Source organism: Roseomonas sp. FDAARGOS_362, assembly GCF_002754815.1.
Lineage (GTDB): Bacteria > Pseudomonadota > Alphaproteobacteria > Acetobacterales > Acetobacteraceae > Roseomonas > Roseomonas mucosa.
This window is the reverse complement of record NZ_CP024583.1, coordinates 160,700-187,345: the sequence shown is the minus strand read 5'-3', so window position 1 is coordinate 187,345 and position 26,646 is coordinate 160,700. Positions and strand designations below refer to the sequence as shown.

At 69.5% G+C, this 26,646-nt stretch carries 22 protein-coding genes and 2 pseudogenes; 20 read left to right on the top strand and 4 right to left on the bottom strand.

Features of this window, described 5'->3' with window-relative positions; all coding sequences use genetic code 11:
* Window positions 1-491 precede the first annotated feature (491 nt).
* From CTJ15_RS02650 to CTJ15_RS02590, 15 genes and pseudogenes are all read left to right on the top strand, one after another.
* Entirely contained in the window at window positions 492-857 is a 366-nt protein-coding gene (locus tag CTJ15_RS02650; RefSeq protein WP_099781041.1) for a hypothetical protein, read from the top strand.
* A 52-nt stretch (window positions 858-909) separates the two neighbouring features.
* Window positions 910-1,735, top strand: a pseudogene (locus tag CTJ15_RS02645) (IS5 family transposase).
* A gap of 47 nt (window positions 1,736-1,782) precedes the next feature.
* Window positions 1,783-2,487 (top strand): lytic transglycosylase domain-containing protein, encoded by a 705-nt coding sequence (locus tag CTJ15_RS02640; protein WP_099781040.1) that lies wholly within the window; start codon window positions 1,783-1,785, stop codon window positions 2,485-2,487.
* Entirely contained in the window at window positions 2,484-2,780 is a 297-nt protein-coding gene (locus CTJ15_RS02635) for a TrbC/VirB2 family protein (RefSeq protein WP_099781039.1), read from the top strand. Before CTJ15_RS02640 ends, CTJ15_RS02635 begins: the two co-directional genes overlap by 4 nt.
* 13 nt (window positions 2,781-2,793) lie before the next feature.
* Window positions 2,794-3,135 carry a type IV secretion system protein VirB3 gene (locus CTJ15_RS02630; RefSeq protein ID WP_099781038.1) on the top strand — a complete coding sequence of 114 codons (342 nt, stop codon included), beginning with the start codon at window positions 2,794-2,796 and terminating at the stop codon, window positions 3,133-3,135.
* Window positions 3,128-5,545: a helicase HerA domain-containing protein gene (locus tag CTJ15_RS02625; protein WP_099781037.1), complete on the top strand. Its 2,418-nt coding sequence runs from the start codon at window positions 3,128-3,130 to the stop codon at window positions 5,543-5,545. The genes CTJ15_RS02630 and CTJ15_RS02625 overlap by 8 nt, the downstream gene beginning before the upstream one ends.
* Window positions 5,546-5,559: 14 nt before the next feature.
* Window positions 5,560-6,270 (top strand): type IV secretion system protein, encoded by a 711-nt coding sequence (locus CTJ15_RS02620; RefSeq protein ID WP_193009554.1) that lies wholly within the window; start codon window positions 5,560-5,562, stop codon window positions 6,268-6,270.
* Window positions 6,270-6,704 carry a hypothetical protein gene (locus CTJ15_RS24135; RefSeq protein ID WP_193009553.1) on the top strand — a complete coding sequence of 145 codons (435 nt, stop codon included), beginning with the start codon at window positions 6,270-6,272 and terminating at the stop codon, window positions 6,702-6,704. Before CTJ15_RS02620 ends, CTJ15_RS24135 begins: the two co-directional genes overlap by 1 nt.
* Window positions 6,694-7,683 (top strand): type IV secretion system protein, encoded by a 990-nt coding sequence (locus CTJ15_RS02615; RefSeq protein ID WP_193009552.1) that lies wholly within the window; start codon window positions 6,694-6,696, stop codon window positions 7,681-7,683. The genes CTJ15_RS24135 and CTJ15_RS02615 overlap by 11 nt, the downstream gene beginning before the upstream one ends.
* A gap of 40 nt (window positions 7,684-7,723) precedes the next feature.
* Window positions 7,724-7,891 carry a hypothetical protein gene (locus CTJ15_RS24130; protein WP_193009551.1) on the top strand — a complete coding sequence of 56 codons (168 nt, stop codon included), beginning with the start codon at window positions 7,724-7,726 and terminating at the stop codon, window positions 7,889-7,891.
* Window positions 7,888-8,688, top strand: a complete 801-nt coding sequence (locus CTJ15_RS02610) for a VirB8/TrbF family protein (protein ID WP_126281754.1) — start codon at window positions 7,888-7,890, stop codon at window positions 8,686-8,688. Before CTJ15_RS24130 ends, CTJ15_RS02610 begins: the two co-directional genes overlap by 4 nt.
* Entirely contained in the window at window positions 8,685-9,722 is a 1,038-nt protein-coding gene (locus CTJ15_RS02605) for a TrbG/VirB9 family P-type conjugative transfer protein (protein ID WP_099781033.1), read from the top strand. The genes CTJ15_RS02610 and CTJ15_RS02605 overlap by 4 nt, the downstream gene beginning before the upstream one ends.
* Window positions 9,719-10,867: a TrbI/VirB10 family protein gene (locus tag CTJ15_RS02600; protein ID WP_099781032.1), complete on the top strand. Its 1,149-nt coding sequence runs from the start codon at window positions 9,719-9,721 to the stop codon at window positions 10,865-10,867. The genes CTJ15_RS02605 and CTJ15_RS02600 overlap by 4 nt, the downstream gene beginning before the upstream one ends.
* Window positions 10,868-11,036: 169 nt before the next feature.
* Window positions 11,037-12,074: a P-type DNA transfer ATPase VirB11 gene (gene virB11, locus CTJ15_RS02595; protein WP_099781089.1), complete on the top strand. Its 1,038-nt coding sequence runs from the start codon at window positions 11,037-11,039 to the stop codon at window positions 12,072-12,074.
* Between the two features lie 109 nt (window positions 12,075-12,183).
* Window positions 12,184-13,218 carry a type IV secretory system conjugative DNA transfer family protein gene (locus CTJ15_RS02590; protein WP_099781031.1) on the top strand — a complete coding sequence of 345 codons (1,035 nt, stop codon included), beginning with the start codon at window positions 12,184-12,186 and terminating at the stop codon, window positions 13,216-13,218.
* Here CTJ15_RS02590 and CTJ15_RS02585 read toward each other — a convergent pair.
* A pseudogene (locus tag CTJ15_RS02585) lies at window positions 13,188-14,013 on the bottom strand (IS5 family transposase). The gene CTJ15_RS02590 and the pseudogene CTJ15_RS02585 sit on opposite strands and share 31 nt — an antisense overlap.
* Before the next feature lie 85 nt (window positions 14,014-14,098).
* On the opposite strand from CTJ15_RS02585, the gene CTJ15_RS02580 reads away from it, so the two are divergent.
* Window positions 14,099-14,917 (top strand): type IV secretory system conjugative DNA transfer family protein, encoded by an 819-nt coding sequence (locus CTJ15_RS02580; RefSeq protein ID WP_255414110.1) that lies wholly within the window; start codon window positions 14,099-14,101, stop codon window positions 14,915-14,917.
* A 417-nt stretch (window positions 14,918-15,334) separates the two neighbouring features.
* On the top strand, window positions 15,335-16,345 hold the full coding sequence (locus CTJ15_RS02575; RefSeq protein ID WP_193009550.1) for a hypothetical protein: 1,011 nt from the start codon (window positions 15,335-15,337) through the stop codon (window positions 16,343-16,345).
* On the opposite strand, the gene CTJ15_RS02570 is transcribed toward CTJ15_RS02575, so the two are convergent.
* Complete coding sequence (locus CTJ15_RS02570; protein ID WP_099780839.1) at window positions 16,333-17,151, bottom strand: IS5 family transposase; 819 nt, start codon at window positions 17,149-17,151, stop codon at window positions 16,333-16,335. The genes CTJ15_RS02575 and CTJ15_RS02570 overlap by 13 nt on opposite strands.
* Window positions 17,152-17,347: 196 nt before the next feature.
* On the opposite strand from CTJ15_RS02570, the gene CTJ15_RS02565 reads away from it, so the two are divergent.
* Both CTJ15_RS02565 and CTJ15_RS02560 read left to right on the top strand, forming a co-directional pair.
* Window positions 17,348-19,573, top strand: a complete 2,226-nt coding sequence (locus tag CTJ15_RS02565; protein WP_099781029.1) for a Mov34/MPN/PAD-1 family protein — start codon at window positions 17,348-17,350, stop codon at window positions 19,571-19,573.
* 64 nt (window positions 19,574-19,637) lie between these two features.
* Window positions 19,638-20,762 carry a patatin-like phospholipase family protein gene (locus tag CTJ15_RS02560; protein ID WP_193009549.1) on the top strand — a complete coding sequence of 375 codons (1,125 nt, stop codon included), beginning with the start codon at window positions 19,638-19,640 and terminating at the stop codon, window positions 20,760-20,762.
* A gap of 86 nt (window positions 20,763-20,848) precedes the next feature.
* On the opposite strand, the gene mobF is transcribed toward CTJ15_RS02560, so the two are convergent.
* The gene (gene mobF, locus CTJ15_RS02555; protein WP_099781027.1) at window positions 20,849-25,486 is read right to left on the bottom strand and encodes a MobF family relaxase; all 4,638 of its coding nucleotides are present in this window, start codon (window positions 25,484-25,486) and stop codon (window positions 20,849-20,851) included.
* Window positions 25,487-25,498: 12 nt separating this feature from the next.
* A complete protein-coding gene (locus CTJ15_RS02550) occupies window positions 25,499-25,801 on the bottom strand; it encodes a hypothetical protein (RefSeq protein ID WP_099781026.1) in 303 nt (100 codons plus the stop codon).
* A gap of 313 nt (window positions 25,802-26,114) precedes the next feature.
* Between CTJ15_RS02550 and CTJ15_RS23695 the strand changes: the two genes are divergently transcribed.
* Window positions 26,115-26,642, top strand: coding sequence for a hypothetical protein (locus CTJ15_RS23695; protein ID WP_126281752.1), 528 nt, complete (start codon window positions 26,115-26,117; stop codon window positions 26,640-26,642).
* The last annotated feature ends 4 nt before the right edge of the window (window positions 26,643-26,646 follow it).

The following is a 26,646-nucleotide window of genomic DNA, read 5'->3' as shown; positions in this document are numbered from 1 at the left end:
ATCCTCTTTTGTTCTATGTCGCCGCTTCCTCTCGTAGGCCCAACAAAAACAGGCATCTTAGAAAGAGGTTGCCCAGGGTGCTTCCATCACATAGCTTGCAACCGGAAGTCACCTTGAGTGAATTTGCGAAATGGCAAAAACACTTTCTATGGTCCTGGTTGCCTTGCTTGCGGTCCCGCTCGCTACGCACATTGCCCGTGCGGATGACCTATGGAGCTGCGAAGTCGCCCTCTGCATGGCCAATCCTGACGGCCCCACCGCAGCCCCCGCTTGCCGCGATCCCATGGACCGTCTGGCCAAGCAGTTGCGGCGCGGGCGGCCGGTCCCCCGATGCCCCCAGGCATCGGTCGCGCCGGCTCAGATACCTGTGGGTTTGGGGGAGATGCAGCAGGCCGCTGGCCGATGAGCCGCCTCTGCATTGAACTCGCAGAGTTGTGGGCAGCCCCTCAATCGCCGCATACCTCCTCGGTTATTGAGGGGGAGAGGGACGGGTGGACCGATTCGTCTCGGATGGAGAGGCTCGCGCGGCCATCGCAAAGGGCGGGCGCATCGAGAAGGTTCTGGTCATCGCGATGCGAGACGGCCACGGGCAGGGGCGCGCCGAGTTTGTGCCCTACCTCGCGACCACCTGGCGCCGCGGCTACGTCGCCATCGGCCTGTGGAGCGGGCAGGGCGCCCGTTCGTGGCGCGACCTCACGCGCCTGGTTGGCTTCTTCCGCGAGGAGTTCAAGTTCCTCGGTCCCATCTGCGTCCACGAAGCCGACGACCCGAAGCTCCGCAAGCTCCGGACCCTGTTTCCCGCGTCCAGCGTTCCGGGCTCTGAGCCCGATCCGAAGGCTCCCCCGCACACCAGCTAGGGCGTCTCTGCAAACGGAGGACGTTTCGGATCTGTGACCCCATATAGATGGGGTGAGACGAGGTGATTTGACGGAGGCGCAGTGGCGGCGGCTGGAGCCGCACCTGCCGCCTGAGAAGCCCCAAACGGGGCGACCGAACGCGCCGCATCGGCGCATCCTGAATGGCATCTTGTGGGTCCTGCGCACGGGCGCGCCCTGGCATGACCTGCCGCGGCACTATGGCCCAGCTGGGACGGTGTCGAGCCGTTTCTATCGCTGGCGTGCCTCAGGGCTCTGGGACCGGATCCTGTCGGCGTTGCAGGCAGAGGCCGACGCGCGGGGCGAGGTGGACTGGGATCTGCACTTCGTGGATGCGACCATTATCCGGGCGCATCAGCACGCCGCCGGCGCCCGCCGAGACGGCGCTATCGGGGGGCGTGGCCCAGGCCAGGGAGGCACTGGGCCGCAGCCAGGGCGGCTTCTCCACCAAGCTGCACCTGCGTGCTGAGGGGAATGGCCGTCCGATCACGGCCGTGCTGACCGGCGGCGAGCGGCACGAGCAGATCGCCCTTGAGGCACTCTTGGATGGGGGTGCGATCCGTCGCCCTGGACGGGGCCGCCCCCGTCTGCGGCCGCGACGAGTTGCCGGCGACAAGGGCTACAGCAGCCCGACCGCCCGCGACCGCCTGCGGGGTCGGCACATTCGGCCTGTCATCCCGAGCAAAAGCAACCAGCGCCGCCAGCCCCGCTTCGACCGTGCGGCTTACCGACGGCGCAATCTCGTCGAGCGCCTGATCAACCGCCTCAAGCAGTTCCGCCGCATCGCCACACGCTACGAGAAGCGCGCCGTCAACTACCTCGCCATGGTTCACCTCGGCATGCTGCTACTGTGGCTGTAGCCTTTGCAGAGACGCCCTAGTGCCCTCTGCGGCCGGATGGTGGCCGCGTGATCCTGGAACTGGCCGTCGTCGCGCAACTCGCCGCGCGCTGCGCCCCCTCCATCGCCATAGAGACGCTGGCCGCCGTCATGCGGACGGAAAGCGGCTTTCAGCCCTTCGCCCTGGGCGTGAACGGGCCGGGCGGCGGCACGATCCTACCCGAGACGCGGGAGGCGGCCGTGGCGTTGGCCACGGACCTGATCTTTCGCCAGGGCCGCTCCGTGGACCTGGGACTCATGCAGGTGAACAGCGGCAACCTGCGCGCGCTCGGCCTGACGGTCGCCGAGGTCCTCGATCCCTGCACCAACCTGGCGGCCGGCGCCCGCATCCTGCGCGAGGGCTACGCCATGGCCAGCCGCGGCGAGGCGGACCCGCAGCAGGCGTTGCGGGTCGCCTTCTCCCGCTACAACACCGGTCACCCTGAGCGGGGCTTTGCCAACGGCTACGTCCGCCGCGTCCAGGGCGCGGCCGAGGTCGTAGTGCCGGCCATCCGCCTGCGCGGCGAGGCCGCCGCGGCGCCACAGCGCCCGGCCGCCACCCCCGTCCCCGAGCTGCCCGACGACGATCCCGACGCGCCCCCGGAATGGGACGTGTGGGCGCGGGCCACCCACGCGAGCCGGCCGCGCCTGGTGGCCGTGCCTCGTAAGGCCTCCACGGCGTCGGGGGGCGCCGAGGGAGCCACCCCCACCGAGCCCCCGAGGACCGCAGAATGACCCTTTCCCCGAAGGCGCGGAACGTCGCCCTCTTCGCCGCCGTGGCCTGCGCCGCGCTGATCCTGCCCGACCTGGCGCACGCGCAGATCGGCGGCGGCGGTTCCAGCGTCGTCAACAGCCTGACGCAGTGGTTCATGACTAACGTGGCCCGCGGCCTGGTGATGCTCGGCATCATCGCCGTCGCCATCGGCCTGTTCGTCATGCGCTTCTCGGTCATGACCATCGCCTCCGTGGTGGCCGGCGGCCTGATCCTGGCCAATGCCGACACCATCGCCGGCTACTTCGGTTTTTGAGGGGCGGGGCGGCGTGGAACCCCTAACCGAGGATCCCCTGCACGTCGCGGCGACGCGGCCGGCCCTGATGTGGGGCCTGCCGCTGCCGCTGGCCCTCGCCCTCTTCGTGATCGGGGCCGAGGTGCAGGTGGTGTTCAAGGGCCTGACCGGCGTGGCTTGGGCCCTCGCCCTGGTCGCCCCGGTCTGGATCGCCGCCCGGTTCCTCGTCGCTCGCGACTACAACGCGGTCGGCGTCGCGGTGCTCTGGCTCAACACCAGCGCCCGCGGCTTCGACAGCGCAGATTGGGGTGGCGCCTCGGTCGCCCCCCTGCCCGTGGGAGGCGCGCGGGGGCCGCGCGGCATGCGCCATGCGTAACCCCTTCCTGTCCGCCTCCGGGTGGTCCGAGCGGAGCGCCGAGGACTACGTGCCCTTCGTCGGTCACGTCCGGGACGACGCCGTGCTGCGGACGGACGGCTCCGTGATGGGGATGCTGCGCCTGGTGGGCGCCCCCTTCGCGCTGGAGGATCATGCCCGCCGCAACAGCCGGCACCGCTTCCGCAACGCGGTGCTGCGGAACATCGCCGACGACACCCTGATGGTCGTGGAGACCATGGTGCGGCATGACGGCGTGGCGCCGCTGCCGGCCGGCGCCTACCGCTCCGCCTTCGCTGCCGATCTCGAGAACGCCTACCGCCGGGAGGTGCTGGCCGGACGGGAGCGGGTCAACGAGTGGTTCGTCTCGGTGATCGTGACGCCCCGCGCTCCCGTGACCCGCGGCCTCAACGCCCTACGCTCGCGCCTCGGCCGCCGGAAGGAGGCCGCCGCCACCACGGCCGGCGACGAGCTGATCCGCATTCTGGACGACCGGATGCTGGTGCTGGCCAAGGCTTACGCCGAGATGGGGCCAGTGCGGCTGGGCGTGCGCGAGGCCGGCGGGGTGCTGTTCTCCGAGGTCGCGGAAGCCCTGCGCCTGTTCCTGACGGCGCGCTTCCTGCCGGTGCCGATGGTCAGCGGCTCCCTTGGAGGCTCCATCTACACGGATCGGGTGATATGCGGCCGGCGCGGCTTCGAGGTGCGCACCCCCGGTCAGCCCTCCTTCGGCACCCTCATGGGGTTCAAGGAATACCCCGACCGCACCCGCCCGGGGATGCTCAACGACCTGCTCTCGGCCGACTGCCGGGTGGTGCTGACCAACTCCTTCCGCTTCCACTCGCGGGCCGCAGCAACCGGCAGCCTGGCCCGCAAGCAGGCGCAGATGGCCAACGCCGGCGACCGGGCGCTCAGCCAGATGGACGCGCTGCACGATGCTATGGATGACGTGGCCTCCAACCAGGCCACTATGGGCTCGCACCACATCTCCGTCGCCCTACACTGCGACACCCTTCCCGAGCTGGAACGCCGTACGGGCGAGGTCCGCGCCGCCCTGACCAACGCCGGGGCCAGCGTTGCCGTCGAGGACCTGGGGACCGAGGCGGCCTATTGGGCGCAGCTCCCCGGGAACGCCGCCTGGCGCACCCGGCCAGGCGATATCAGCTCGCGGAACTTTGTGGGCTTCTCGTCCCTGGACGGCTACCCGCGGGGTGGCCCGTCCCCGGAGTGGGGCGCGCCCCTGCTGCGGCTTCTGACCTCGGCCAACACCGGGTTTGACCTGTCGCTGCACGTCGGTGGCCTGCCGCACATGGCCATCTTCGGTCCCTCCGGGTCGGGCAAGACGGTGTTCCTCGGGATGCTGGTGGCCGCCCTGGAACGGGTGACGGGGCCGGGCGGGACCGTAGTGGTGTTCGACAAGGACAATGCCAACGAAATCCTCGTCCGCGCCATGGGCGGGCGTTACCTGACCCTGCGCGCGGGCGAGGATAGCGGCCTGGCGCCGATGCGGGCGCTGCCGAACACCCCCGACGCCCGGGTGTGGCTGCTGCGCTTCGTGGTGGGGCTGATTCGTGCCGACGACGGGCCGCAGCCCGACGCCGTCGAGCTGCGCCGGCTCTCCAAGGCCATCGCTTTCCAGATGCGGATGCCGCCCACCGCCCGCTCCATCGCCGGGCTCTGCGCCTGGCTGGTGGGCGAGGGGGCCGGCAGCGCCGGCAAACGCCTGGAGCGCTGGGGCCGCGACGGCGATCTCGGCTGGGCCTTCGACGGCGAGGCCGACGCTTTCGATCCCGATGCCGGCTTGGTGGGCGTGGATTTCTCGGCACTGATGGAGGACGAGACGGTGCGCGGCCCGGCCGCCTCCTACCTCCTGCACCGGGTCCGCTCGGTAATCGATGGTCGGCGCTTCGTGCTCGCGGCCGATGAGTTCTGGGCCTATCTGCCGGATGAGCGCTTCGCCAAGGCGTTCGAGGACTTCGCCCTGACCCTCCGCAAGGGCAACGGCGCCCTCATCGTCGCCACCCAGCAACCGCAGCAGGTCCTCCGCCACCCGATCGGCGCCACTCTGGTCAGCAACATGCCGACCAAGGTCCTGTTCCCGAACCAGTCGGCCAGCCGGTCCGCCTACTGCGACGTGGGGGACGGCTCCGAGAGCCTGCACTGCACGCCGGGTGAGTACCGCGCAGTAACAGAGGACATGGCGACCGGGGCGCGCTCCATGCTGATCAAGCGTGACGCCGGCTCCGTGGTCTGCCGGGTGGAGCTGCCCCCGGCCATGGCGCCACACCTGGCGGTGCTCAGCGGCAAGATCGGCACCGTCCGCCTGTTGCGGAAGATCCGGCGCGAGTTGGGGACCGATGAGCCGTCGGCGCTCCTGCCCGAGTTCCACCGCCGCCTGCCGGAAGCGGCAACCTGATGGAGACGCGACTCATGAAGCGGACCCTCTTGGCGGGGGCGGCCATCGCCGCTCTGGCCCTGACAGTGCCGGGAACGGCCCGGGCGCAGATCCCAGTGACGGACGCCCTCGCCAATGCGCAGGCCCAGATCACCAACTCTCAACTCTACCAGCAGGTCGCGCAGGCCGTCGCCACCGTGCGCCAGCTTGAGCAGCAGTATCAGCAGCTCCAGGCCACCTATAACGTGCTCGCCCACACCACCAGCGTTTCCACCTACGCGAGCCGCCTGGGCAACGTGGCCAGCGGTTTCGGCGCCAACCAGATCGGCGGCGCGATGACAGGCGTGGGGAGCTTGGCCGGCGCTGCCGATCAGGTGGCCAACATGCGTTTCTTCTCGTCCTCGGGCACTGACTTCTCGGCCACCGAGATGACCCGCCGGGCGCAGCGCCTAGGCAACATCCAGGCTGCGGCCCTGCAGGGGATGCAGCAGTCGGAACAGCGCATTGCGGGGCTCCGCGAGCTGATGGGCGAGATCGACGGCCAGCCTGACGTGCAGGCGTCGGCAGCGCTGAACAACCGTATCCAGGCCGAGCACGCCTTGCTTTCCGCGCAGCAGCAGCAGCTCGCGCAGTTGCAGATGATGGCCGCCGTGCAGCAGCAGGGCGACGTGCTGCGCGCGGAGGAAGCGGCCCGGCAGAGCGCGGAGAGGTATCGGGACAGTCTCCAGCCGTTGGGGGACGAGTGATGCGCGGCGCGGTGCTCGCGCTCGTCCTGGTGGCCATGGGCACCGCGCCGGTCCTCGCACAGCGTTCGCGCGACGAGGTCCGCGATGTGCCTTGGTATCAGGCCCGGCCGCAAGTCCTCGAAGAGACGTTGCGCCGCTGCCACCGTGACGCGCGCCTGGCCGCAACCTGGGATTGCCAGAACGCCGAGGGCGCCGCCTCGTCGCGCCTGGGCCAGCCGCTCCCCAACACCCTGCCGCGTGCGGGCCAGGGCCGCCAAGCGCCGCCTGTGGACAGCAGCGGACTACCAGAGCCGGATTATAATCCGCGCACCAATCCCTTCGGGTTCCAGTCCTTAAAGCGTGCTTGTCAGGAGCGTGGGCCAGGAAGCTCGATGTTCCTGCCTTACTGCTACCAGCTCGACCGCTACCCGGAGGAGCGCGATCGTGGCCGGTGAGTTCTTCCAGAACGTCTCCCTGGCTTTTGACGGTAACCTAATTTCCGCCGTCAACAACGTCATCAACAGCGGGCTTACTTTCGCTCGCCCGCAGGTGCGGGCGGCGGCTACGCTGTTCATCCTGATTTCCGGCTGGCTCGTGCTGACCGGGCGCATGGACAAGAGCGTGCTGGCTGGGCGCGTGCTGCGGATCATGGCCGTCGCGGCGCTCCTAACTTCGGCCAGTACATTTAACACTTACGTCCGCGACCTATTCTTGCAGGACATTCCCAACACGGTCGGTTCCGCGCTGACGGGCGGCACCGTCTACGCCCCAGCCGCGCAGTTCGACGCGCTGTGGAACGCGACGCAGCGCATGGCAGCCACCGTGCTCGCGGAAGCCAATGGCTACACCCAGCTCGGCGAGCGCATCGTCATTCGCGTGTTCATGGGCCTCTCCTTCATCGCCCTCGTCATTATCTTCCTGATGTGGGTGATCGCCCGCGTCGTCATGGGTATGGTGATCGCCCTCGGTCCCTTCTTGATTGGCCTCGCCCTGTTCGACGCCACGCGCCCCTTCGTGGACCGCTGGGTGGGCAAGCTCGTCTCGCTGACGCTCGTGCAAGTGAGCATCGGCGTCATGCTGCAAATGCTGATGACAGGCTTCAACAATTACGTCCGCGCCGCGCAGGGCAACATGGGTTCCGGCCTGGACGAACGCATGGGCGCACTGCTGCAACTCGCTGCCTGGTACTGGTGCGGCCTCCTGCTGATCGGCGCGCTGACCGGCGTGGCCTACTCCATCGGCGGCGGCTTGGCCGGCTCCTTCGCCCCGCACACGCAAGCCCTGGGCGAAGCCATCGACCGCGGCATCGCCTCCATGCAGCGCCGCTCCGACAAGAAGGCCGCCGCCGCCTCCCAGGGCCGGCAGGAGGCTTACCAGAGCCGCACGGCCACCGCCGCCGAGGCGGCGGCCGCCAACACCGCGCCGCGGTCCTGATCCCGTGCGCGCGCGCCCCCTCTGTCCCCGTGGAGCCCCGATGAAGCCCGCCCTGCTGCTGTCCCTGCTAGCCCTGGCCGCCTGTGCTGGCGCGGGGGCCCCGGCCTGCCGTGGTGAGGTGTTCCAGCTCAATCCGACCCGCATGGTGCCGCCGGCCACCCTCGCCGCCGCGCCTGTGGTCGCCCCGACCGGGAGCGTCGTGCGGTGAATGCCATCTCCCCACCCGGCCAGCCTGTGCCGCCGTCTGCCTCCCCCGCGGGCGGTCCCTCCGACGCCGAGATGGCCGCCGCCGTGGTGATCCCGCGGGGGGAGCTGAACCGCCTCTACGCCGAGACGCAAGCCCGTCAGGCGCGCGAAGCCCGCCGCGCCAAGCACATCAGCACCGGCAAGACCGTCGCGATTGTCGGCCTACTAGGCGTAGTCGGGATGCAGGCCCTCGCCGCCCTTCAGCTCTTTCCCCTGGTGCGCGTGGTGCCGGTCGTGGCCGTGCCGCAGCCGGACGGCAGCATGGCCACCGTGGTCCACGGCGACGCCCTGCCGGCCGCGGTGCAGGAGCGTGCGGTGCGCGCCACCCTGTTCCAGTACGTCCGCCTGCGCGAAGGCTGGTCCTCCGGCGAGGCGCAGTACGCCTACGACGTGGTGAGCCGCATGTCCGCGCCGCAGGTGCGGAGTGCCTTCCAGGAGTGGTTCAACCTCGACAAGCCGCCCGGCCCGCAGGCCGTCTGGGGCACACGCGCGACCGTCACCGTGGAGCAGCTGAGCGGCGCTCTGCTGCCCAACGACACTGCGCAGCCCGACGAGATCTACCAGCTTCGCTTCCGCCGCACCGAGCGCACCTACGGTCGCCCGCCAGTCGTGTCCACCTGGGTCGTGACGCTGCGCTACCGAGCCGGCCAGAATATCGCCCTCACCGATGGGACCACGATCAACCCGCTAGGTGTGCTCGTGACCGAATACCGCCCGCCCGAGCGCGAGGGCGTACCGACCCTGGGGGACGCACGATGAGCCACACCGGTTCCGCCCTGCGGCTGCTGCTGGCCGCCTCCGTCGCCCTGCCGCTGGCCTGGGGCGCCCCGGCTGCCGCGGATGAGGCTCCCGTCCCAGCCGGGCGTGATCCCCGCGTACGGGTGATCGCCTACGACCCGCAGCAGGTGGTCAAGCTCTACGCCGTTCCCGGCGCGACGCTCACCATCCAGCTCGCCCCTGGCGAGACGGTGGCCGGGCTGCCGGTGTCGGATCAGATGCTCCTGGACCCGCCGGAGCCGGCCGGTCTCGGCACCGGCCCGCTGGCCATGGCCGGCGGCCCCGCGCCCTCCGAGCGGGCCGGCGCTGGTCGCGGTGCCTCCGCCGACCGGAACCTGTTCACCGCCGTCCGCGGCAACTTCGTCATGCTCAAGCCCCTGCGGGATCTCGACCCGCAGCCGCTATTCATCATCGGCCGCAGCACCGACCCGACCACCGGGCGCGAGATCATGCGCGCCTACACCTTCGAGCTGTCCACCCGCGAGGGGCCGCTGACCGCGGAGGCGCCGAACACCTATTACCTCGTGCGCTTCACCTACCCGGCCGAGGAGCGCGCCGCCGCGGCGGCCGCGGCCGAGGCCCGGCGTCAGGCCAGCGCCGCCGCCGCCGCGGCCCGCCGCAAGGAGCAGGAGGACCGCCGGGCGCGCGAGCGCTTGGTGCTGGCCGGCACCAATGCCGCGACGCCCGGCGTGATGAACTGGAACTACGACGGCCAGGGCGATCGCGAGTTGGCGCCGGCCGAGGTGTGGGACGATGGGCAATCCACCTTCCTGCGCTTCCCGGGTAATCGCCGCGTGCCGGCGATCTTCTCCGTTCTCGCGGACGGGCGCGAGGCGGCCGTGAACTACTCAGCCAACACATCTGGACTCATCACCGTCCACCAGACCGGCCCGGCCCTGCGGCTGCGCGATGGTGGCCTGGTGCTGTGCATCCTTAACCGGGCGTTCGATGCCAGCGGCCGTAACCCCGGCACCGGCACCACCAGCCCCGACGTGGTGCGGGAGATCAGGCGGTGAGCGACGCCGTGGAAGGGGGCGCCGTCGCCTCCAACGATCCCGTCTCCCCTGTCGCCGGCGGCCGGCGGCTGCTGACAGGCCGGGAGAAGGTGCTGATCGGGTTGGGCATCTTCGCGGCCTGCGGCCTGGTCGCGATGTGGCCCTCGTCCAAGCCGGCTCCGGAGCGCGAGCGCGAGCAGCCGATGACCGAGGCCGGCCGCTCCGTGCCCTACCGGCCGATGCCCGAGCCGGCCGCCCCCCCGGCGGCGCCCCCCGCGCTCGCGGCCATGCCGATCCCAGCCACCCCAGCCGCCCTGGGGATGCCGATGCCGAACGCCCGCAGCGCCGTGGCCTTCGGAGGCGGCGGCGGACGCCAAGCCCCTAATCCCACCCCGATCATGAGCTACGAGGACCGCGCCGCCCCGCCGGCCGCGCAACCCGTGGCGGACGGCCCGGACGGTCCCCGTGCCGCTCGGTCCGGGGCGCCTGCTACAGTCCCCGGTGGCACGGCCGAGCCCGACGACGCGCTGTCCTCGCGCCTGCGGCCCTCCCGCATGGCCGCGGCGCGCGCGACCGTGCTGCGGAACCCCGAGCTGACCGTACCGATGGGCACCCGCATCGCCTGTATCCCCGAGATGCCGATCGACAGCACCGTGGCCGGCTTCTTCTCCTGCATCACCCCCGTGGATGTGCGCGGCTCCACCGGGACGGTCGTGCTGATGGAGCGCGGGACACGCATCGTGGGCGAGGTTCGTTCCGGCTTGGCCCGCGGCTCCCGCCGCCTCTTCGCGGTGATGACCCAGGCCCTGACGCCGGGCGGCGTGCAGATGGAGCTGAACAGCCCCGGTGCCGACGTGATGGGCCAAGCCGGGCTGGACGGCGAGGTCGATAGCCACTTCTTCGAGCGGTTCCGCGGCGCCATGCTGCTCGCCTTCCTCGACACCGGCCTGCAGGCCGCGGCCACCGTCGCCAGCAACGCCCTGAACAACGGCAGCGGCGTCACCTTCAACCAGTTCCAGTCGGGCGGGCAGCGCGCCACCAGCCAGGCGTTGGAAGCCGATATCAACATCCCCTCAACCCTGCGCCGGAACCAGGGGGAGCCCATGACCGTGTTCGTCGCGAGGAACCTGGATTTCTCGGACGTATACCGGCTCGTCAGCCGGTGAGGGACGCAGGGGCGCAGCTCGCTCTGAGCCTGGCCGCCCCGCGCCCGGCCGGCGGCCGGGAAACGGCAGGGCAGGCGTGCCGCCCGCCCGGCACGGCCCCGAAGGACACACCCACCATCCACGATCCGGCGCAGCTGTGGTTCGCCTTCGTCGAGGAGACCCGCCGATGATGCACGCCGCGGCGCAGCTCGATTTCGCCCTCGCTCCCGTGGCCGGCGCCCTGGCCGACCCGCGAACCGAGGAGCTGTGCGTCAACCGCCCCGGCGAATTCTGGCTGCGCCAGGGTGGGCGCTTTGAGCGGCACACAGCCCCGGAGCTGGACTTCGACATGCTGGAGGGTGTGGCGATCCTGGCCGGCGCCCTCCGCAACCAGAACGTCGGCGCCGAGCACCCGCTGTGCTCCACCGACTTGCCCAGCGGCCACCGCCTGCAGGTCGTGCTGCCGCCCGCCGTGCCACCCGGCACGGTCTCGCTGACCTTCCGCCGGCCGAGCGATTCCGTAGCCGCCCTATCCGACTTGGCCGGTCGCTACGACACCTCCCGCTGGAACCGCTGGGACCGCCGTCGCGAGCAGCGCCAGGCCGACAGCGCCAGCCTTTTGGAGCTGTTCGACGCGGGCGACGCCGTGGCCTTCTTCCGAGGCCTGGTGCGCGCCCGGCGCAACATCCTGTTCTGCGGCGCTACGGGCGGCGGCAAGACCACCCTAAGCAAGACCCTCACCTCCGAGATCCCGCGCACCGAGCGCATCTTGACCATCGAGGACGCGCTGGAGCTGGTGGTGCCGCACGGCAACGCCGTCCGCCTACTCTACTCCAAGGGCGGGCTGACTATGGGCGGCGTCACCGCCGATGCCCTGCTGCAAGCCACCCTGCGGATGCGTCCCGACCGGGTGTTGCTGCAGGAGCTACGCGACGACGCGGCCTGGGTGTACCTGAACGAGGTGATGACCGGACACCCCGGCAGCCTCACCACCATCCACGGTGCCGACGCACCGCAGGCCATGCGCCGGCTGTTCAACTTGGTGAAGGGCACCCCGCAGGGCGCCACCTACGGCGACGACACCCTGGCCGCGATGATCGGCAGCGCCGTGGACGCCATCGTGCCCCTGCACAACGACGCCGGAACCTACTCTATCCGCGAGGTCTGGTTCGCCGATGACGCCGCTCGCCGCGGCGAGGCCGCCGCCGACCTCCTGCGCGCTGCCTAACACTGGAAGTCCCGGGGATGCCCTGCGCCAGGTTGGAGGAGAGGAATACGATGGACGCTGTACGTCTTGCGTCTAGTCGCCCAGCGTCAATACGCCTGAGGCCACAGCGATGAGCGACCGTCGCCGCCTCGCCTCTCCCGGCCTCCTGGTGGCCTGGGGCCTGCTGCTGGCCATCCTCGCCCTGCTCTGGACCGCCGCAGCCTCGGCCGTGTTCCTGTGGGGCACCGGCTTGGTCCGCTACTTTCCCTTCCAGGGCGTCGCCTGGATTGGCCAGTGGTGGAGCTACGCCCTCTATGCCCCGCCCAACCCCACCGTCGGCCGCTGGCTGATGATCGGCGCCGGGGTGCCCTCCGCTTTCCTCGGCCTGGTGATCTACCGCCTGGTGCAGCTCCGCGGCGGACGCGTCACCCGCCCCGGCGAGGTCGTGCGCGGCAGCACCGACAACCACGGGCATGCCGAGTGGATGAGCATGAAGGAGGCCCGCGACCGCTTTCCCGGCCCGCACCCCGACTTCGGGGGGGTGGTCGTGGGCGAGGCCTACCGAGTGGATCAGGACAAGCCGGCGAAGATCGCCTTTGACCCAGAGAAGCGGGAAACCTGGGGCCAGGGTGGCAAGGCCCCGCTGCTGGTGGACCCCTGCAAGATCGGCCCTACCCATAGCCTAGTCTTCGCCGGCTCCGGCGGCTTCAAGACCGTCTCGGCCGCCTCCACCCTGGTCCACTGGACCGGGGCCGCGGTCGTGCTCGATCCCTCGCGCGAGCTGGGGCCGATGCTCGCTGCGGCCCGAGCCGCCATGGGGCACAAGGTCGTCTCCCTGGAACCGGGCACGCCGGGCGGCATCAACGTCCTTGATTGGATCGATGTGACCCACCCCCTGGCGGAGACCAACGTCCATGCCGTAGTGGGCTGGATCTTCGGGGAGGCCGAGGGCGGCAGCTCCGACAGTGACAAGTTCTTCCGCAACTGGGGCAAGCAGCTCGTCGCCTGCCTCCTCGCCCACATGCTGTGGGACGACACCATGCCGGCGGCGGCCAAGACCCTCCGCACCCTGCGTGCCGGCATCGTCACCCCAGAAGATCAGATGCGTGACGTGCTAGGGCGTCTCTGCAAAGGCTACAGCCACAGTAGCAGCATGCCGAGGTGAACCATGGCGAGGTAGTTGACGGCGCGCTTCTCGTAGCGTGTGGCGATGCGGCGGAACTGCTTGAGGCGGTTGATCAGGCGCTCGACGAGATTGCGCCGTCGGTAAGCCGCACGGTCGAAGCGGGGCTGGCGGCGCTGGTTGCTTTTGCTCGGGATGACAGGCCGAATGTGCCGACCCCGCAGGCGGTCGCGGGCGGTCGGGCTGCTGTAGCCCTTGTCGCCGGCAACTCGTCGCGGCCGCAGACGGGGGCGGCCCCGTCCAGGGCGACGGATCGCACCCCCATCCAAGAGTGCCTCAAGGGCGATCTGCTCGTGCCGCTCGCCGCCGGTCAGCACGGCCGTGATCGGACGGCCATTCCCCTCAGCACGCAGGTGCAGCTTGGTGGAGAAGCCGCCCTGGCTGCGGCCCAGTGCCTCCCTGGCCTGGGCCACGCCCCCCGATAGCGCCGTCTCGGCGGGCGCCGGCGGCGTGCTGATGCGCCCGGATAATGGTCGCATCCACGAAGTGCAGATCCCAGTCCACCTCGCCCCGCGCGTCGGCCTCTGCCTGCAACGCCGACAGGATCCGGTCCCAGAGCCCTGAGGCACGCCAGCGATAGAAACGGCTCGACACCGTCCCAGCTGGGCCATAGTGCCGCGGCAGGTCATGCCAGGGCGCGCCCGTGCGCAGGACCCACAAGATGCCATTCAGGATGCGCCGATGCGGCGCGTTCGGTCGCCCCGTTTGGGGCTTCTCAGGCGGCAGGTGCGGCTCCAGCCGCCGCCACTGCGCCTCCGTCAAATCACCTCGTCTCACCCCATCTATATGGGGTCACAGATCCGAAACGTCCTCCGTTTGCAGAGACGCCCTAGAAGGCATCCACGCCGGGTCGAACAGCCCCATGGCCCGCGACATCGCCGGCACGATCAAAAAGATCGTCCCTGAGACCTTCTCGGGCATCTACGGCAATGCCACGGGCGACACCGCCTGGCTCTCCGTCACCGCCTACGCCGATCTGGTGTCGGGGGGCACCGAGGGCGCGGAACCCTCTTGCCGCACCTCTGAGCTGACGGAGGGCAAGCTGACAGTGTTCCTGCAGATCCCGCTCAAGGTGCTGCGCGACACCCCTGCAGTCGGGCGCGTGCTCGTTGGCGCGCTGCTGAACGCGCTCTACGAGGCGGACGGCGCCGTGCAGGGCCGGGTGCTGTTCATGCTGGACGAAGTCCGCCGGCTCGGGCCGATGAAGATCCTGGAGGTCGCCCGCGACGCCGGCCGGAAGTACGGGATCACCCTGCAACTGCTCTACCAAGCCGAGGACCAGCTCGTGGAGCAGTGGGGCCGGCAGGGCCGCAACGCCTGGTTCGATAGCGTGAGCTGGCGAATGTATGCGGCCGTGCAGAACACCGACACCGCGAAGTCGGTCTCGGACGCGGCCGGCGGGCACTCGGTCCTGGCCGAGAGCGAGGGCAGCAACGCCGGCAGTCAGGGCAAGCTCCTGGAAGCCGGCTCGCGCTCCAAGGGCACCAGCATGAACCGGCACGAGATGGCCCGCGCGCTGATCCGGCCGGATGAGCTGATGCAGGACGTGCGCGGCGACGAGGCGTTCGTCTTCGCGCGCGGCTCCAAGCCCCTGCGCTGCGGTCGCGCGATCTACTTCCGCCGCCCCGAGCTGCGGGCGGCGATCGAGGCCAGCCGCTTCCATAAAGAGGCGGCGGCATAGGAGAAACGGCATGTCCGACAGCAAGGGCTCCAACCAGGCGCATGACCCGGCACCACGCCGAGGGGAAGCGTCCGCCACGGCGGACGCCAGCACGCAGCAGCCGGTGCAGAGGCAAGCCTCGGCCGGGACGCAATACTGGCAAGGCGTAGCTACGGCCGGGCAGGCCGCGAAGTCCGCACGGCCGCAGGCAGATGCCGTCAAACCCGCACGCCAGCGCGGGATACGGACCTGACCAGCATGTCACGCCGGCATTACCTGATCCGGGTGACCAGTTCGGCGTAGGGTAGCAGTAGCGAGCCGGCAATATAGAGGCGCATCGGTTCGGCCGTACCGGGTCCAAAATCTTGCAGTCTGACCTATTGATCGGAGGATCTGAACGCCTATCTCTGAGGCGGAAACACGCGATCGTGAGGTCCGGTGCACACCGTCCGCTTCTTCCCTATCGGCAATGCTGACACCTGTCTGATCGAACTGGAGAACGGCCGCCGGGCCCTCTTCGACTTTGCGGACATGCGTGAGGCCGGTAACGCCGACGACAAGCGCTGCAACCTGGAAAAGGAGCTGCGCGACTGTCTAGGTGACGGCAAGGAAATCGACGTCGTCGCCTTCACACACCTGGACACGGATCACTGCAAGCGTGCCAAGGAGGTCTTCCACCTCGAGCACGCGAAGAAGTACCAGGGTGAGGGCCGCATCAAGATCAAGACGATGTGGGTGCCGGCCTCGGCGATCCTGGAGGAAGGCGTCACAGGACAGGCCCGCACGCTGCGCGCCGAAGCTCGGCATCGCTTCCTTGAAGGCAAGGGGATTCGCGTTTTCTCGCGGCCTGAGGCGCTGGATGAGTTCCTACGGGAGCGTGACATCGACCCGGCGAAGCGCCGCAATCTCATCACAGATGCGGGCACCCTTTGCCCCGAGTTCAACCTGGAACATGACGGCGTCGAGTTCTTCGCCCATTCGCCTTTCGCCGAGCATTGCGACGGCGATGTCATTATCCGCAATGACTCGGCGCTCTTCGTGCAGGCCACGTTCGAGGTCGGCGGCAGAAAGACCAAGCTGATCCTCTCCGCCGATGTGGATTTTAAGACGATCGACGACATCGTGCGGATCACGCGGTATTACGGCAACGATCATCGGCTGGAGTGGGACATCATCAACGTCCCGCATCACTCCAGCTACAACTCCCTTGGTCCGGAGAAGGGCGACGACGAGACGGCTCCGGCTGAGAACCTGAAGTGGCTCTACGAGACGCAAGGCCAAGCTGGGGGCCTTCTGGTCTCCACCAGTGACCCGGTCCCGAGTGAGGACACTATTCAGCCACCTCACTGGCAGACGGCGGCCTACTACAAGCGCGTTGCCAAGCAACTCGGTGGCCAGTTCCTCGTGACGATGACCCATCCCTCTGAGACCCCGTTTCATAACGGCTGAGCCAGACGCCGGACGAGGATCATGGCGGCGGCGAGGGTGAAGAAGGCGACGGCGGAACCGACGGTGGCCTCGTGATCGCGAGCGAGGCGTCGGCAGCGGCCGAACCAAGCGAAGGACCTCTCCACCACCCAGCGCCTGGGTTGCACGGCGAAGCCTTTCTGGCCGGGTGCGCTGCCGATGATGGTAACGGCGACGGGGGAGGCTCGGGCGACCCGCGGACCGGCGTAGGCGCGGTCGGCGAAGCAGCGGGCCAGGAACGGCCAAGGGCGGCGCGACATGGCCAGGAGGGCCGCACCCCCTCGGCTGTCATGCAGGCAGGCGGGCGAGATGGCGGCGAGCAGGAGCCTACCGTCCGTGTCCACCAGGGCGTGGCGCTTGCGGCCCGTCACCTTCTTCCCGGCATCGTAGCCGCGGACACCTTTCACGCCGACACCGCCCGAGCGGACGGATTGGGCGTCCAACACCGCCGCTGTCGGTGAGGCCTCTCGGCCGACCCGCTCGCGGTCGGCCATGATGAGGGCGTGCGCCAGTCGCTCGAAGGTGCCCCGGCGCGAGAGGCGCAGGAACCAACGGTGCACGGTCCCGGGCGGCGGGAAGTCGCGGGGCAGATGCGCCCAGGCGCAGCCGGTACGGAGCACGTAGAGGATCGCATCGACCACCCGCCGCATCGGCCAGGACCGGGGTCGTCCGGTCTTTGCAGGGCTTGGCAAGAAGGGCTCGACCAGGGCCCACTCGGCATCGGTTAGGCACGTTGCATAAGGCTGGGAGCCGCGCGCAAGCTGCGCGCGGGCGGCAGGGGTCCACATGGGCCACCTCGAAGGACGTCAGACACCCTCCGAACGCGCAGAACTCCCGCCGCTCACCCCGCCTCAGCCGTTATGAAACGGGTTCTGAGAGCAAGCCTAAGCCTCTTGTCCTGGAGGTTGGCAGCCAGGGCTACTCGGTGCGTAAGCTGGCCGGGGGCGCGGCCGCCATCATCAGCAGTGCCGCGCCGCGCGCAGGATGAGCGACGAAGGCACCGAAAGTCCTCGCTCCTCGCGCGCGCGCCAGCTCGTTCACTACCTCCGCAGCGCCGCCGACGCCCCATTCGCGCGCGTCGACGGTATCGGCTTCGACGAGGGCAGCGGGCGCGATGTCGTGGACCTGACCGTCGAGCCGCAGCTGGCGCAGGACCGGGTGGTGGCAATCGGCGACACGGAGCCGGTCCGGCTGATGTTCTGGCTGGCCGATGAGCATCCGCCGACGGTGCTTTCCCGCCGCGCGGATTTTCCGCTCGGTCTCGTTCATACCAACTTCGAGCCAGGGGTAAACGGGCGCGCCCTGTGCATCTGGGAGGAGAACTGGCACGACCTCCGCCGCGGGCTGACACCCCAGGCACTCGTCGAGCGGATCAGGAGTTGGTTCACCCAGACGGCCGCCGGCACGCTCCATCAGGCCGGCCAGGCCCTGGAGCCGCTGATCCCTACTGTGGCTGATACGCTCATCATCCCGGCAGGCCCGCCGCCCGCCACTTGGCATGTGGTTGACGTCAGCAAGCGCGGCGAGACCTTGACCGTAACGGTCGACAGCAAGCCGGCCGAAGACGCCAAGGGCCTCCAATTTCCCATTTTCTCCCTGGTTCTGCCGCCTCAGATTCATGGCGCCCTGCGATCTCGGCCGTACTCCCTTGAGGAGCTTAGCCGGCTCGTCGAGGCGATGGGGGTGAACCTGGGCCAAGCGCTCGGTGATTGGCTAGTCGAACCCGATCAGCTGCAGGACAACCAGCGCCGCCCTTTGTCCATCATCACGCTGCCGAAGCAGCGCGAGGCGAATGGGCCTGTGGAAGCCTGGGAGATCTGGGCGTTCATGACCACGGCCACGTTGGGCGAGCTGGGAGAAGCATTTGGCCGCAGCTACAGCGGAGAGGACCAGCGCTCTGGCCGCCGCATTCCTGCCGCGCCGCCGACGCAGCTTCCGTTCGTCGGCCTGATGGGTTGGCGGGTGGTGCAGCGCCTCGATCGGGCGGCTGCGCGTCGGTTTTCAGGTAACCCGTCCCCGGCCGATCGGGCACTGGTCGCCATCGGCGCAGGCGCCATCGGCTCGAACGTGATTGTCGGCACGACGCGCGCCGGTGTGGGCACCTGGACGATTATCGACGATGACAAGGTGCTGCCGCATAACACGGTGCGTCAGGCGCAGACCAATCGGCTGATTGGCGAATCCAAGGCACTGACCGCTCGCCTGCTGGCGGATTGGGTGCTGGCGGAAGGTGGGAACGCCCACATCGACGCCAATATCCTGCAACCTGGTGAAGCGGCCGAGATGATCGCGAAGGCCTTGGCGGCAGCAGACCTGGTGGTGGATTTCAGCGCCTCTCCATCGGTACTGGCCAAGCTTGCCGATGATGAAGTGATCAAGCGCGCTGCGAGCGTCTTCTTCAATCCAGAGGGCAATGATCTCGTCGTGCTTGCCGAGGACGCCAGCCGCGAGCTGCGGCTGGATGAGATTGAGGCGCAGTATTTCCTAGCTGCGGTCATGGATGCGAGCCTCGCCGGACATCTGGGGTCTGCGCGCGTGGACTTCATCCGTTACGCCAATGCGTGCCAGGACCTCTCGCGCCCGCTGCCTCCCTGGCAGGTGCAAACACTGTGTGGCATAGCGGGTGGGCATCTTCTGAAGGTGCTGGAGGCCTCCAAAGAGGTCGCACATGCTTGGCGTCTGGATGTAGAGACCGGCGCGGTGCATGCCGTCCCGCTTTCCTTGGCCAAGGTTTATCGCTGCCAATTTGGGGGCTGGCGCGTGATCCTCACCACCGACGCGATGCGACAAATGCAGGCCCTTCGACGGGCCGCAGCTCCCCACGAAACCGGTGGCGTGCTCATCGGTAGCTTCGATGCGTCCCGTGGGGTGGTCCATATCGTGGCCGCCCTCCCCGCTCCGCCGGACAGCCAGCAGGCGCCGACCTACTTCGTCCGCGGGACACGGGAGCTAAAGGCGGCTGTTGGTGCCCTTGCTCAGCGTTCAGCGGGCGCCCTTGGATATGTCGGTGAATGGCATAGCCACCCCGACGGTGCCGCCGCCCGGCCGAGCCGCGATGATGAGGCGGTGTTCGGCTATCTCCAGACCCACCTGGGTCCCACGGGCACGCCGTATGTGATGGCAATCTGCGGTAGGGATGAGACGTGGCTGCGTGCCGGCTGGCAATCACGCGGGCAGGCGGAACGGGCGATCGGTCATGCGCGCGGGTGAGGCCAGGCATACATCGGCATCACCCAGGATCGCGCTGGCACTGTCCGGAGGCGGATCGCGCGCCATGGCGTTCCACCTGGGATGCCTGCGCGGGCTGCATCAGGCGGGCCTGCTGAGCCAGGTGTCGGTGATCTCCTCCGTATCCGGTGGCAGCGTGCTGGCAGCCCTGTACTGCAGCGAGCCCGGAGACTTCGAGGCGTTTGAACGCCGAGTGCGGGAGGTTCTCGCCCGCGGGTTCGTCATGCCGGCGATCAGGACGGCGCTGACCACGCCCGAAGGCATCAAGGCGGTGGCCACTGCCTTTGTGCTGGCGATCGACCGGTCGGCGGCCTTTATGACCCGGCTCGGGCTGAAGCTCATGCGGCTGCGGCTCGGACCGGACTGCCGGTGGCTGCGTGAGTCGCCGCTGCGGCGCTGGGCAAGCCGCACGACCATCTTGCAGCGGACCTTTAACACGCTGTTTGGAGGCCGTAAATTGCCCGAGCTCCGGTCGGACCGCCCTCGGCTCATTATTGTGGCCTGCGAGCTGCGCGCCAAGGCCGCCTTCTACTTCACCGCTGAGCGACTGCATTGCTGGCGCTATGGGTCAGCAGATGCGTCGGGCGTCGAAATTGCGCACGCTGTCGCGGCTTCCGCCAGCTACCCGGTGGCGTTGCCGGCGCTCGATGAACGGGTGACCTTCACAAAGGACGGTGCCTCTGCCACGAGGCGCATCACCCTCACAGACGGCGGCGTCTACGATAATCTTGGCTTGGCGCCATTCTGGCCGGACCGGGACCCGCAGATCAGCTTGGACGCGGGCAAGTTTGACCGCATTATCGCCTGCCGGGCGGGCTACGGGCTCGAAATTGCCGATCCTGCCGCCTTCATGCCGTCTCGCCTGATAGCGGCGTTCGAGAGCGTGCATGCTAGGGCACAGAACCTTGCGATGACCCGCCTCTTCGACCTCAAACGGGCCGGCAGGATCAGCGACTTTCTGCTGCCGTACCTTGGCCAGAACGACCGCAACCTGGCGCACCCACCCGCGGATCTCGTCACGCGTGAAAGCGTCGATGCCTACCCGACCGACTTCTCCGCCATGCCTACGGAGTGGATCGATCGCCTCTCACGGCGGGGCGAGCAGCTCGTACATGCACTTCTGGCAGAACACTGGTCAGGTTTTGTGCCTCGGCCTGGTGCAACTGCATAAGCTGCAGGCCAACGAGGCCACCGGCACATGCCCCTGCCCTGCGCGTGCCCTGCATTGGCACCGTGGTTGTCCGGGATCGCTTGGTATTAGATTCGCACCACGCGGTCACGATCCTGCCGCGTCTCTCTGCTCATGGTTGTGGTCAACTCCACGCGCTCCTCGTCACTTCGGCGAAGCTCCGCCAAGGCACCGCGCACTGCCACCACCACCGGCTCATGCCCGTGACGTCGTGCCACATCATTCCAGTCGCTTCCCCGATCGCCGGCCAGGAAAGATGGCAGAACTGCGATGCCGCCCACTGCTGCTGCCGCAGCTTCGGCCTTCTCCCTTCCAACGTTCGGCAGCGGCACTGCCCGCGTCGGTAGGTGGTGGTCGTTATCCCCCGCAATGACGATGGGCCGCGACGGGTCGGCCGCTCGGTAGGCTTTCGCCACAGCCGCCAAGTTCCCCGCATTGAAAGCGACGGCTACTGGCAGCCCTGTCGCCTCGTGCAGCGTAGCCCCTGTAGCGTAGCCCTCCGCGACCAGCAGCGGCACGCCCGGCCTCGGCCGGCCACCGAGCAGCGCGTGCCCGCCCTCGGTCCTGGCCCCTTTCAGGAACAGCTTGGACCCGTCCACGTCCACCCGTTGCACGCCCCAGAGCCGCCCGTCCACTCCCTGAACCGGCACCAACAGCCGGCCGCGCCGGTCCTGCCGCAGCCCGTGCGCCCTCACGCCCTTGGCCGCGAGATAAGGGTGATCCTTGGCCGGTGCCGCCGCGGCCCATAGGCGATGCGCCATCCTCGTCGCCCGCTCCTGGGTGTCATGGCGCTCGCGCGCCCGCTCCACAGACCTCGCTGCGGCCTCGGCCGCGAACGCCGCCCGCTCGGCCGGCGCCATCTGCACCACCGGGCGCTCGGCCTTCCAGCGGATCTCGGTTCCGGTCTTGTAGTTGCGGATGTAGCCCGCGGGCCAGCCGTCCAGATGCCCGATGTAGGTTCCCGACTTCTTGCCCTTCCGGTCCCCGTCCACGGGAACCCTGTGCATCTTCCCATCCATCTCCACCGGCCCAACGACGCGCAGCCCGGCCCTGTGCAGGGCCACGGCGAAGTCCGCCGCGGCGTCGGCCTCGGTGAAGCGCGGCGCCGCCCGCCGCCCCGGAGCTGCGACGGCGCGCGGGGAGGATGGGGGGATAACCGGGGATGGCGTACGGATGGCCTGAGACGACGCCGCGAGGCTGGCGGGAGCCTGTGCCCCGTCGCGGCCCTGGTACGGCCCCTGCGCCGCCTGGGCGGGCTTCTGACCCCTGCCCTGCCCCACGCCCGCCAGAACGGCGCTGCGCTCGTCCAGAGCAAGCGCCAAGCGATCCGCGACCGCGGCCACGGCGCCCTCCTCGCGCCTGCGCTGCGCTGCTCGCCGTACGCTCGGTCGTAGCGACCCGTCCTTTCCCGCCGCCGTGCGCCGCCAGTAGGCCGCCGCGTCCACCGGCTTTGCTTGGCGCTCACCCGCGGGCCGGGGCGCCCGGTGCCGCTCGGCCGCCGCCCGGCTGCGCGCCTGGTTGTCCGCCGCCCGGTCGCGCACCGCCCTGGCCTCGCCCTCGGCCGGCCTCCGGTCCTCGCGCCCGAGGTCCTGCAGAACGGCCCCGCCAGCCCGCCGCAGCCGGTCGGCCAGCTCGCGCACTGCCTGCCAGCGGGCATCGAGCGCCTGCCACCACCGCTCCACCGCCTGTTCCACTGCCCGGCTATCGCGCCGGTCGCGGAGCTGCGCCCCCAGCGTCGTCCGCGGCTCGCCGGCCGCTTCCCGCGTCTCGGCCCGGCGAAATCCGGCCTGCATGGCGTGTGTGGCGGTACGGCCGATGTCGCGGGCGCGGTCCATGAAATCGAGCGCCGACGCCTTTGCCGGCTGCCGCGCCAGGTTCCGCGCCACGTTCTCCCAGACGTCCGCCGCAGTGACAGGGCGCGCATCCCCCAGCGCCCGGCGCACCATCACCTCGCGCCGCTCAGCCCCGTCTGACGTGATGAGCCAGGCGGAGTCCTTGTGCCGGCTCTCGGCCGTGTAACCTTTGAAGCCCTGCACCCCCGCGGAGCCGGCCGGCATGGCGTTGATGTGCTCACTGCTGGTGATGCCCTGGGCTGCGTCGATGGTCAGCACGTCGCCCGGCGCCAGCCGCGTGCGGCCGTTCTTCTTGTCGGCCAGGCTCTCCCACGACACCGCCCCGTCGCGGCCAGCGGCCGTCCGCAGCACGATCCCCTCCGCGTTCACATCGCGAACCTCGAGCACGCTGCCGTTGTTGCCGATGTTGCCTCGGCCGCCATCCAGGAACCGGGCGTTGAGGCGGTCGAACAACCGCACCCGGTCACCCGGTGCCAGAGTCAGATTATAGGCGGCGCCGGCCTGGTCGGTCGCGCGGATGCTGACCACGTCCGTCCCCAGCTCGCCCATCGCCCGGCGTTCCTCACGCAGCGCCAGGGCCACGGCGCGGGCGTCAGCGTTGGTCGGCGCCGTGACGCTGATGCTGAACCCGGCATCGCCCGCGTTCGCCTCCCGCCGCTGCCGCCACAGCTCGGCCACCCGGCGCACGGCGTCGTCGTAGCCCCCCGGCACTGCCTCGGCCGTGCCGTCCGCCCGCTTCATGGCCAGCGCCTCGGCCGCCTTGCCGTCGCGGAACAGCCCGGCGATCTCGCGCTCCCGCTCCGTACGCTGCCGGCGCGTGGAGAGGATTTCGGGCACCGCCTCCGATCCCAGCGCCCGGCGCATGAGATTGACCACCGGCCCGGCCTCAATGCCCTGGCATTGCTTGTCGTCGCCCACGGCCACCACCCGGAAGCCGTGTTCCGCGCGCAGCCGCAGCAGTTCCAGCATCTGCCGAGCGCCCACCTGCCCCAACTCGTCCACCACCACCACCGTCCGCGGCCCGACCGAGATGCGGCCGGCACGAACCCCATGCAGGAACCCCGTTAGCGCTGCGACCTCCCCTACCCCGGCCTCCTTCAGCGGCTCGGCCTGGCGCCAGGCGATGGCCACGCCCATCACATTGTCGCCCTGCGTCTTCCAGGCATCCACCAGGGGGCGCAGGAGGGCGGTCTTGCCCGACCCTGCGACACCCACTGCCACGCCCACAGCGCCGCCCGTGCCAAGGCGCACCATGGCCGCGTGCTGGGCCTTTCCGTGGTCATCCCCGAAATCCAGGCCGCTGCGCTCCACCGCGGCAGCCAGGGCGGCGGGGGATAGGGCACGGCTGCGGTTCGCCGCGGCGGCCCTGGCCAGCGCCACGGCCTCGCCCTCCTGGGCGACGTGCAGCGCCGTCGTCACGCGTACCTCGTCGCGCTCGCCTTCGCGGCCCCACACCAGCCCCGTGAGCTGCCCATCCTGGCGCACCCCGCGCTCGCGCATGGCCCGCGTCAGAGCGTCCACGTCCGCCCGCCCGCCCTCCGCCCCCGGCGTCATGCCGGCTGCGATCAGGGCGCGGGCCGCCGCGGCGCGTAGGTCCGCCCCGTTGAGGACCGAGGCGCGAGAGAACTCTGCTTCGAGGAAGGGCAACGCCGCCTCGTAGGCGGCTTCGAGGCGGGCTGCCCGGCTCTGCTCCCGTGGCGCCTCGGTGCCTTGGCGTTGCAACACCACGACGCCGCGGTGCTCCCAGCCGATGGCCGCGGCCTGGCCTCGCCAGGCGACGAAGTCGCTGAGGTCGTCCTCCTTGTTCTTGCGGGCCGCCTTCGTGCCGCCTTTAAGGAAGTCCACCTGCATGTCCGGCGTCATCGCGTCCCAATCGAGGCTGCGCTTTGCTGCCTCCGCCCGCGCCGCCTCGGTGCCGTCGCGGGTGCGTTTGCTGAATGCCTCGCAGACCGTCTCCGAGATGGCTGGCAGCCTGGCCATGCCGGTGCGTTCCTCCAGCTCAACTGCTACCCCGACGCGCCGCAGGTTCGCGGCGATCTGCGCCTGGTAGAAGGCGCCGAACTCGTGGATGCGCCCGTGGGCGGCCTTGAGGTCCAGGGCGCCTAGGTGGCCGCCATCCGTCAGAACCAGGTTGGGCACCGCGCAATGGGTGTGGAGCTGCGGATCGCCGGCCCCGGAGGGGTCACGGTCGGGCCGTAGGGTATGCAGCTCGGTCGTCACCTCGCCGGTTTTGGGGTCGGGCCGCTTCACCTCGGCGGTCGCCCGGGCCGTGAAGTGCTCGAAGCCAATCCAGGCGACGTGCCCGGCCTCGGTACCGCCCATACCGGCCTTGCCGCGGCGGACCTGGCCGATTTCGCGGGACACGTAGCGCAGCGAGGCGTCGACCGCGTCTCGGTGCGCCTGGAGGATGGTCGCCCGCTCGGCCTCGGTCGGAGCGAAGGCCCATGCCAGGCTCACGCTCTTGGGGGCGGAGAAGCACAGGTCGATGTAGCTGACGCTGCGCGTGGTCGCGGCCTCGTTCGTCACCAGCTCGCCCCCGTCCGCGCGCCTGCCGGCGAGGATCTGGCTCACCTGTTCGACGGTCGGGATGCCGTGCGGGTCGATCCCCAGCGCCGATGCCAGGCCGGGATGCATGTCCCGCCGCGGCTGCGGCCGGGTGCCACGGCGCGGCGCCTCCGGCCCCGGCTCGCCGTCCGGTCCCGGCCCAGCCCCCAGCTCGGCCGCCCGGTTCCGGGTGTAATAGTCGCCCATCGCCACGGCCTCGGGCGATAGCGTCTCCTCCATCAGGTGATCGGCCATCGCCCGTGCGCCGCCCGGAATGGCGGTGGCTGCGCCCTTGCGAAAGGTCAGCACCAGACGGACCTGCTACTGCTGTGACGCCGGCCCCGGGCGCTGCCCAGCAGGGGTCTCGTCATCGTCCACCGGCCTGCCGCTGGCAGCAGCCTCGATGCGGTGCAGGACCTCGGTCTGCTCATCCAGGCGCTGCACGATCTGCGTCAGCAGCCCCGGTAACGGGCTCTCGCCGGCCTCTTCGGTCGCCGCCTCCATGATCGCCTGCAGCATTTCGGTGTGGGTGCCCTGCGTCTCCACCATCATCCGCAGCCCCTGGGTCAGCGTTTCAACGGTGTCCCGGAGGCGGGCCAGCTCGGCGGCGATGGCGTCTGACAAAGCGGCATCCTCGGTAGCAGTGGTCGGGCGCCACCTAACCATCCCCAGCGGGGATGAGACCAGCACCTTCTAGGGTGCAATGGTCTGTAGTGACCTTCTCTACTCCCCTCCCCCCGTCTCTTGTGTCCTGTTTATCTCTTCCTTGTGCCTCTCCTGTCTCCTCAGCGGGTAACTCTGTCTGTTCCTGTCTGTCTTTGTCCCTTCGTTATGCCTTCGACGTTCCCTCTATGTGTCTTAAACGTCTCTTAGTGGTGTCGAACCGGTGCCTTATACGTATCTAATTGGGAACGCGGGGTTGCACCTATGGGCTCCCTTGGGCCAGGATCCCGAGCAGTTGCAACTACGGATGATCGGCTTGGCGGACCCTTCCACCCCACCCGCGACCAAGATGGCGCAGGAGGCATTCGGCCAGCTTTCGGGCCGCTCTCCCCTGCTCGGCTGGATGCGCCAACACCATGCCCTGATCACCGAGCGGATGAACACGGTTCGGCCGAGTTGGGACAGCATTGCCCGCACCCTGGCCGACCTGGGCATCCGTGATGCCAACGGCGAGCCGCCAAAAACGGAAGCGGTGCGGCGGGCCTACCATCGCGTCACAGGCGCCCTGAACGCTAAGGGACAGCGACGGCGACGGTCCAAGGCGGAAATGGCCGTGGCGAAGGCTGGAGCTTCCCGCACGCCCGCAACCGCTCCCACAGCCGCCCCAACGCCTCCTCCACCCGTCGCGCCTCCTGCCCTCGCAGCGGCACCTTCCCCACCAGTTCGCCCGGCCTTTGATCCGACCGAAGGCGCCTTCGATCCGAAGCCGCCCCCGCGGTTCAAGCCAGCGTCCCTGAAATGACCAG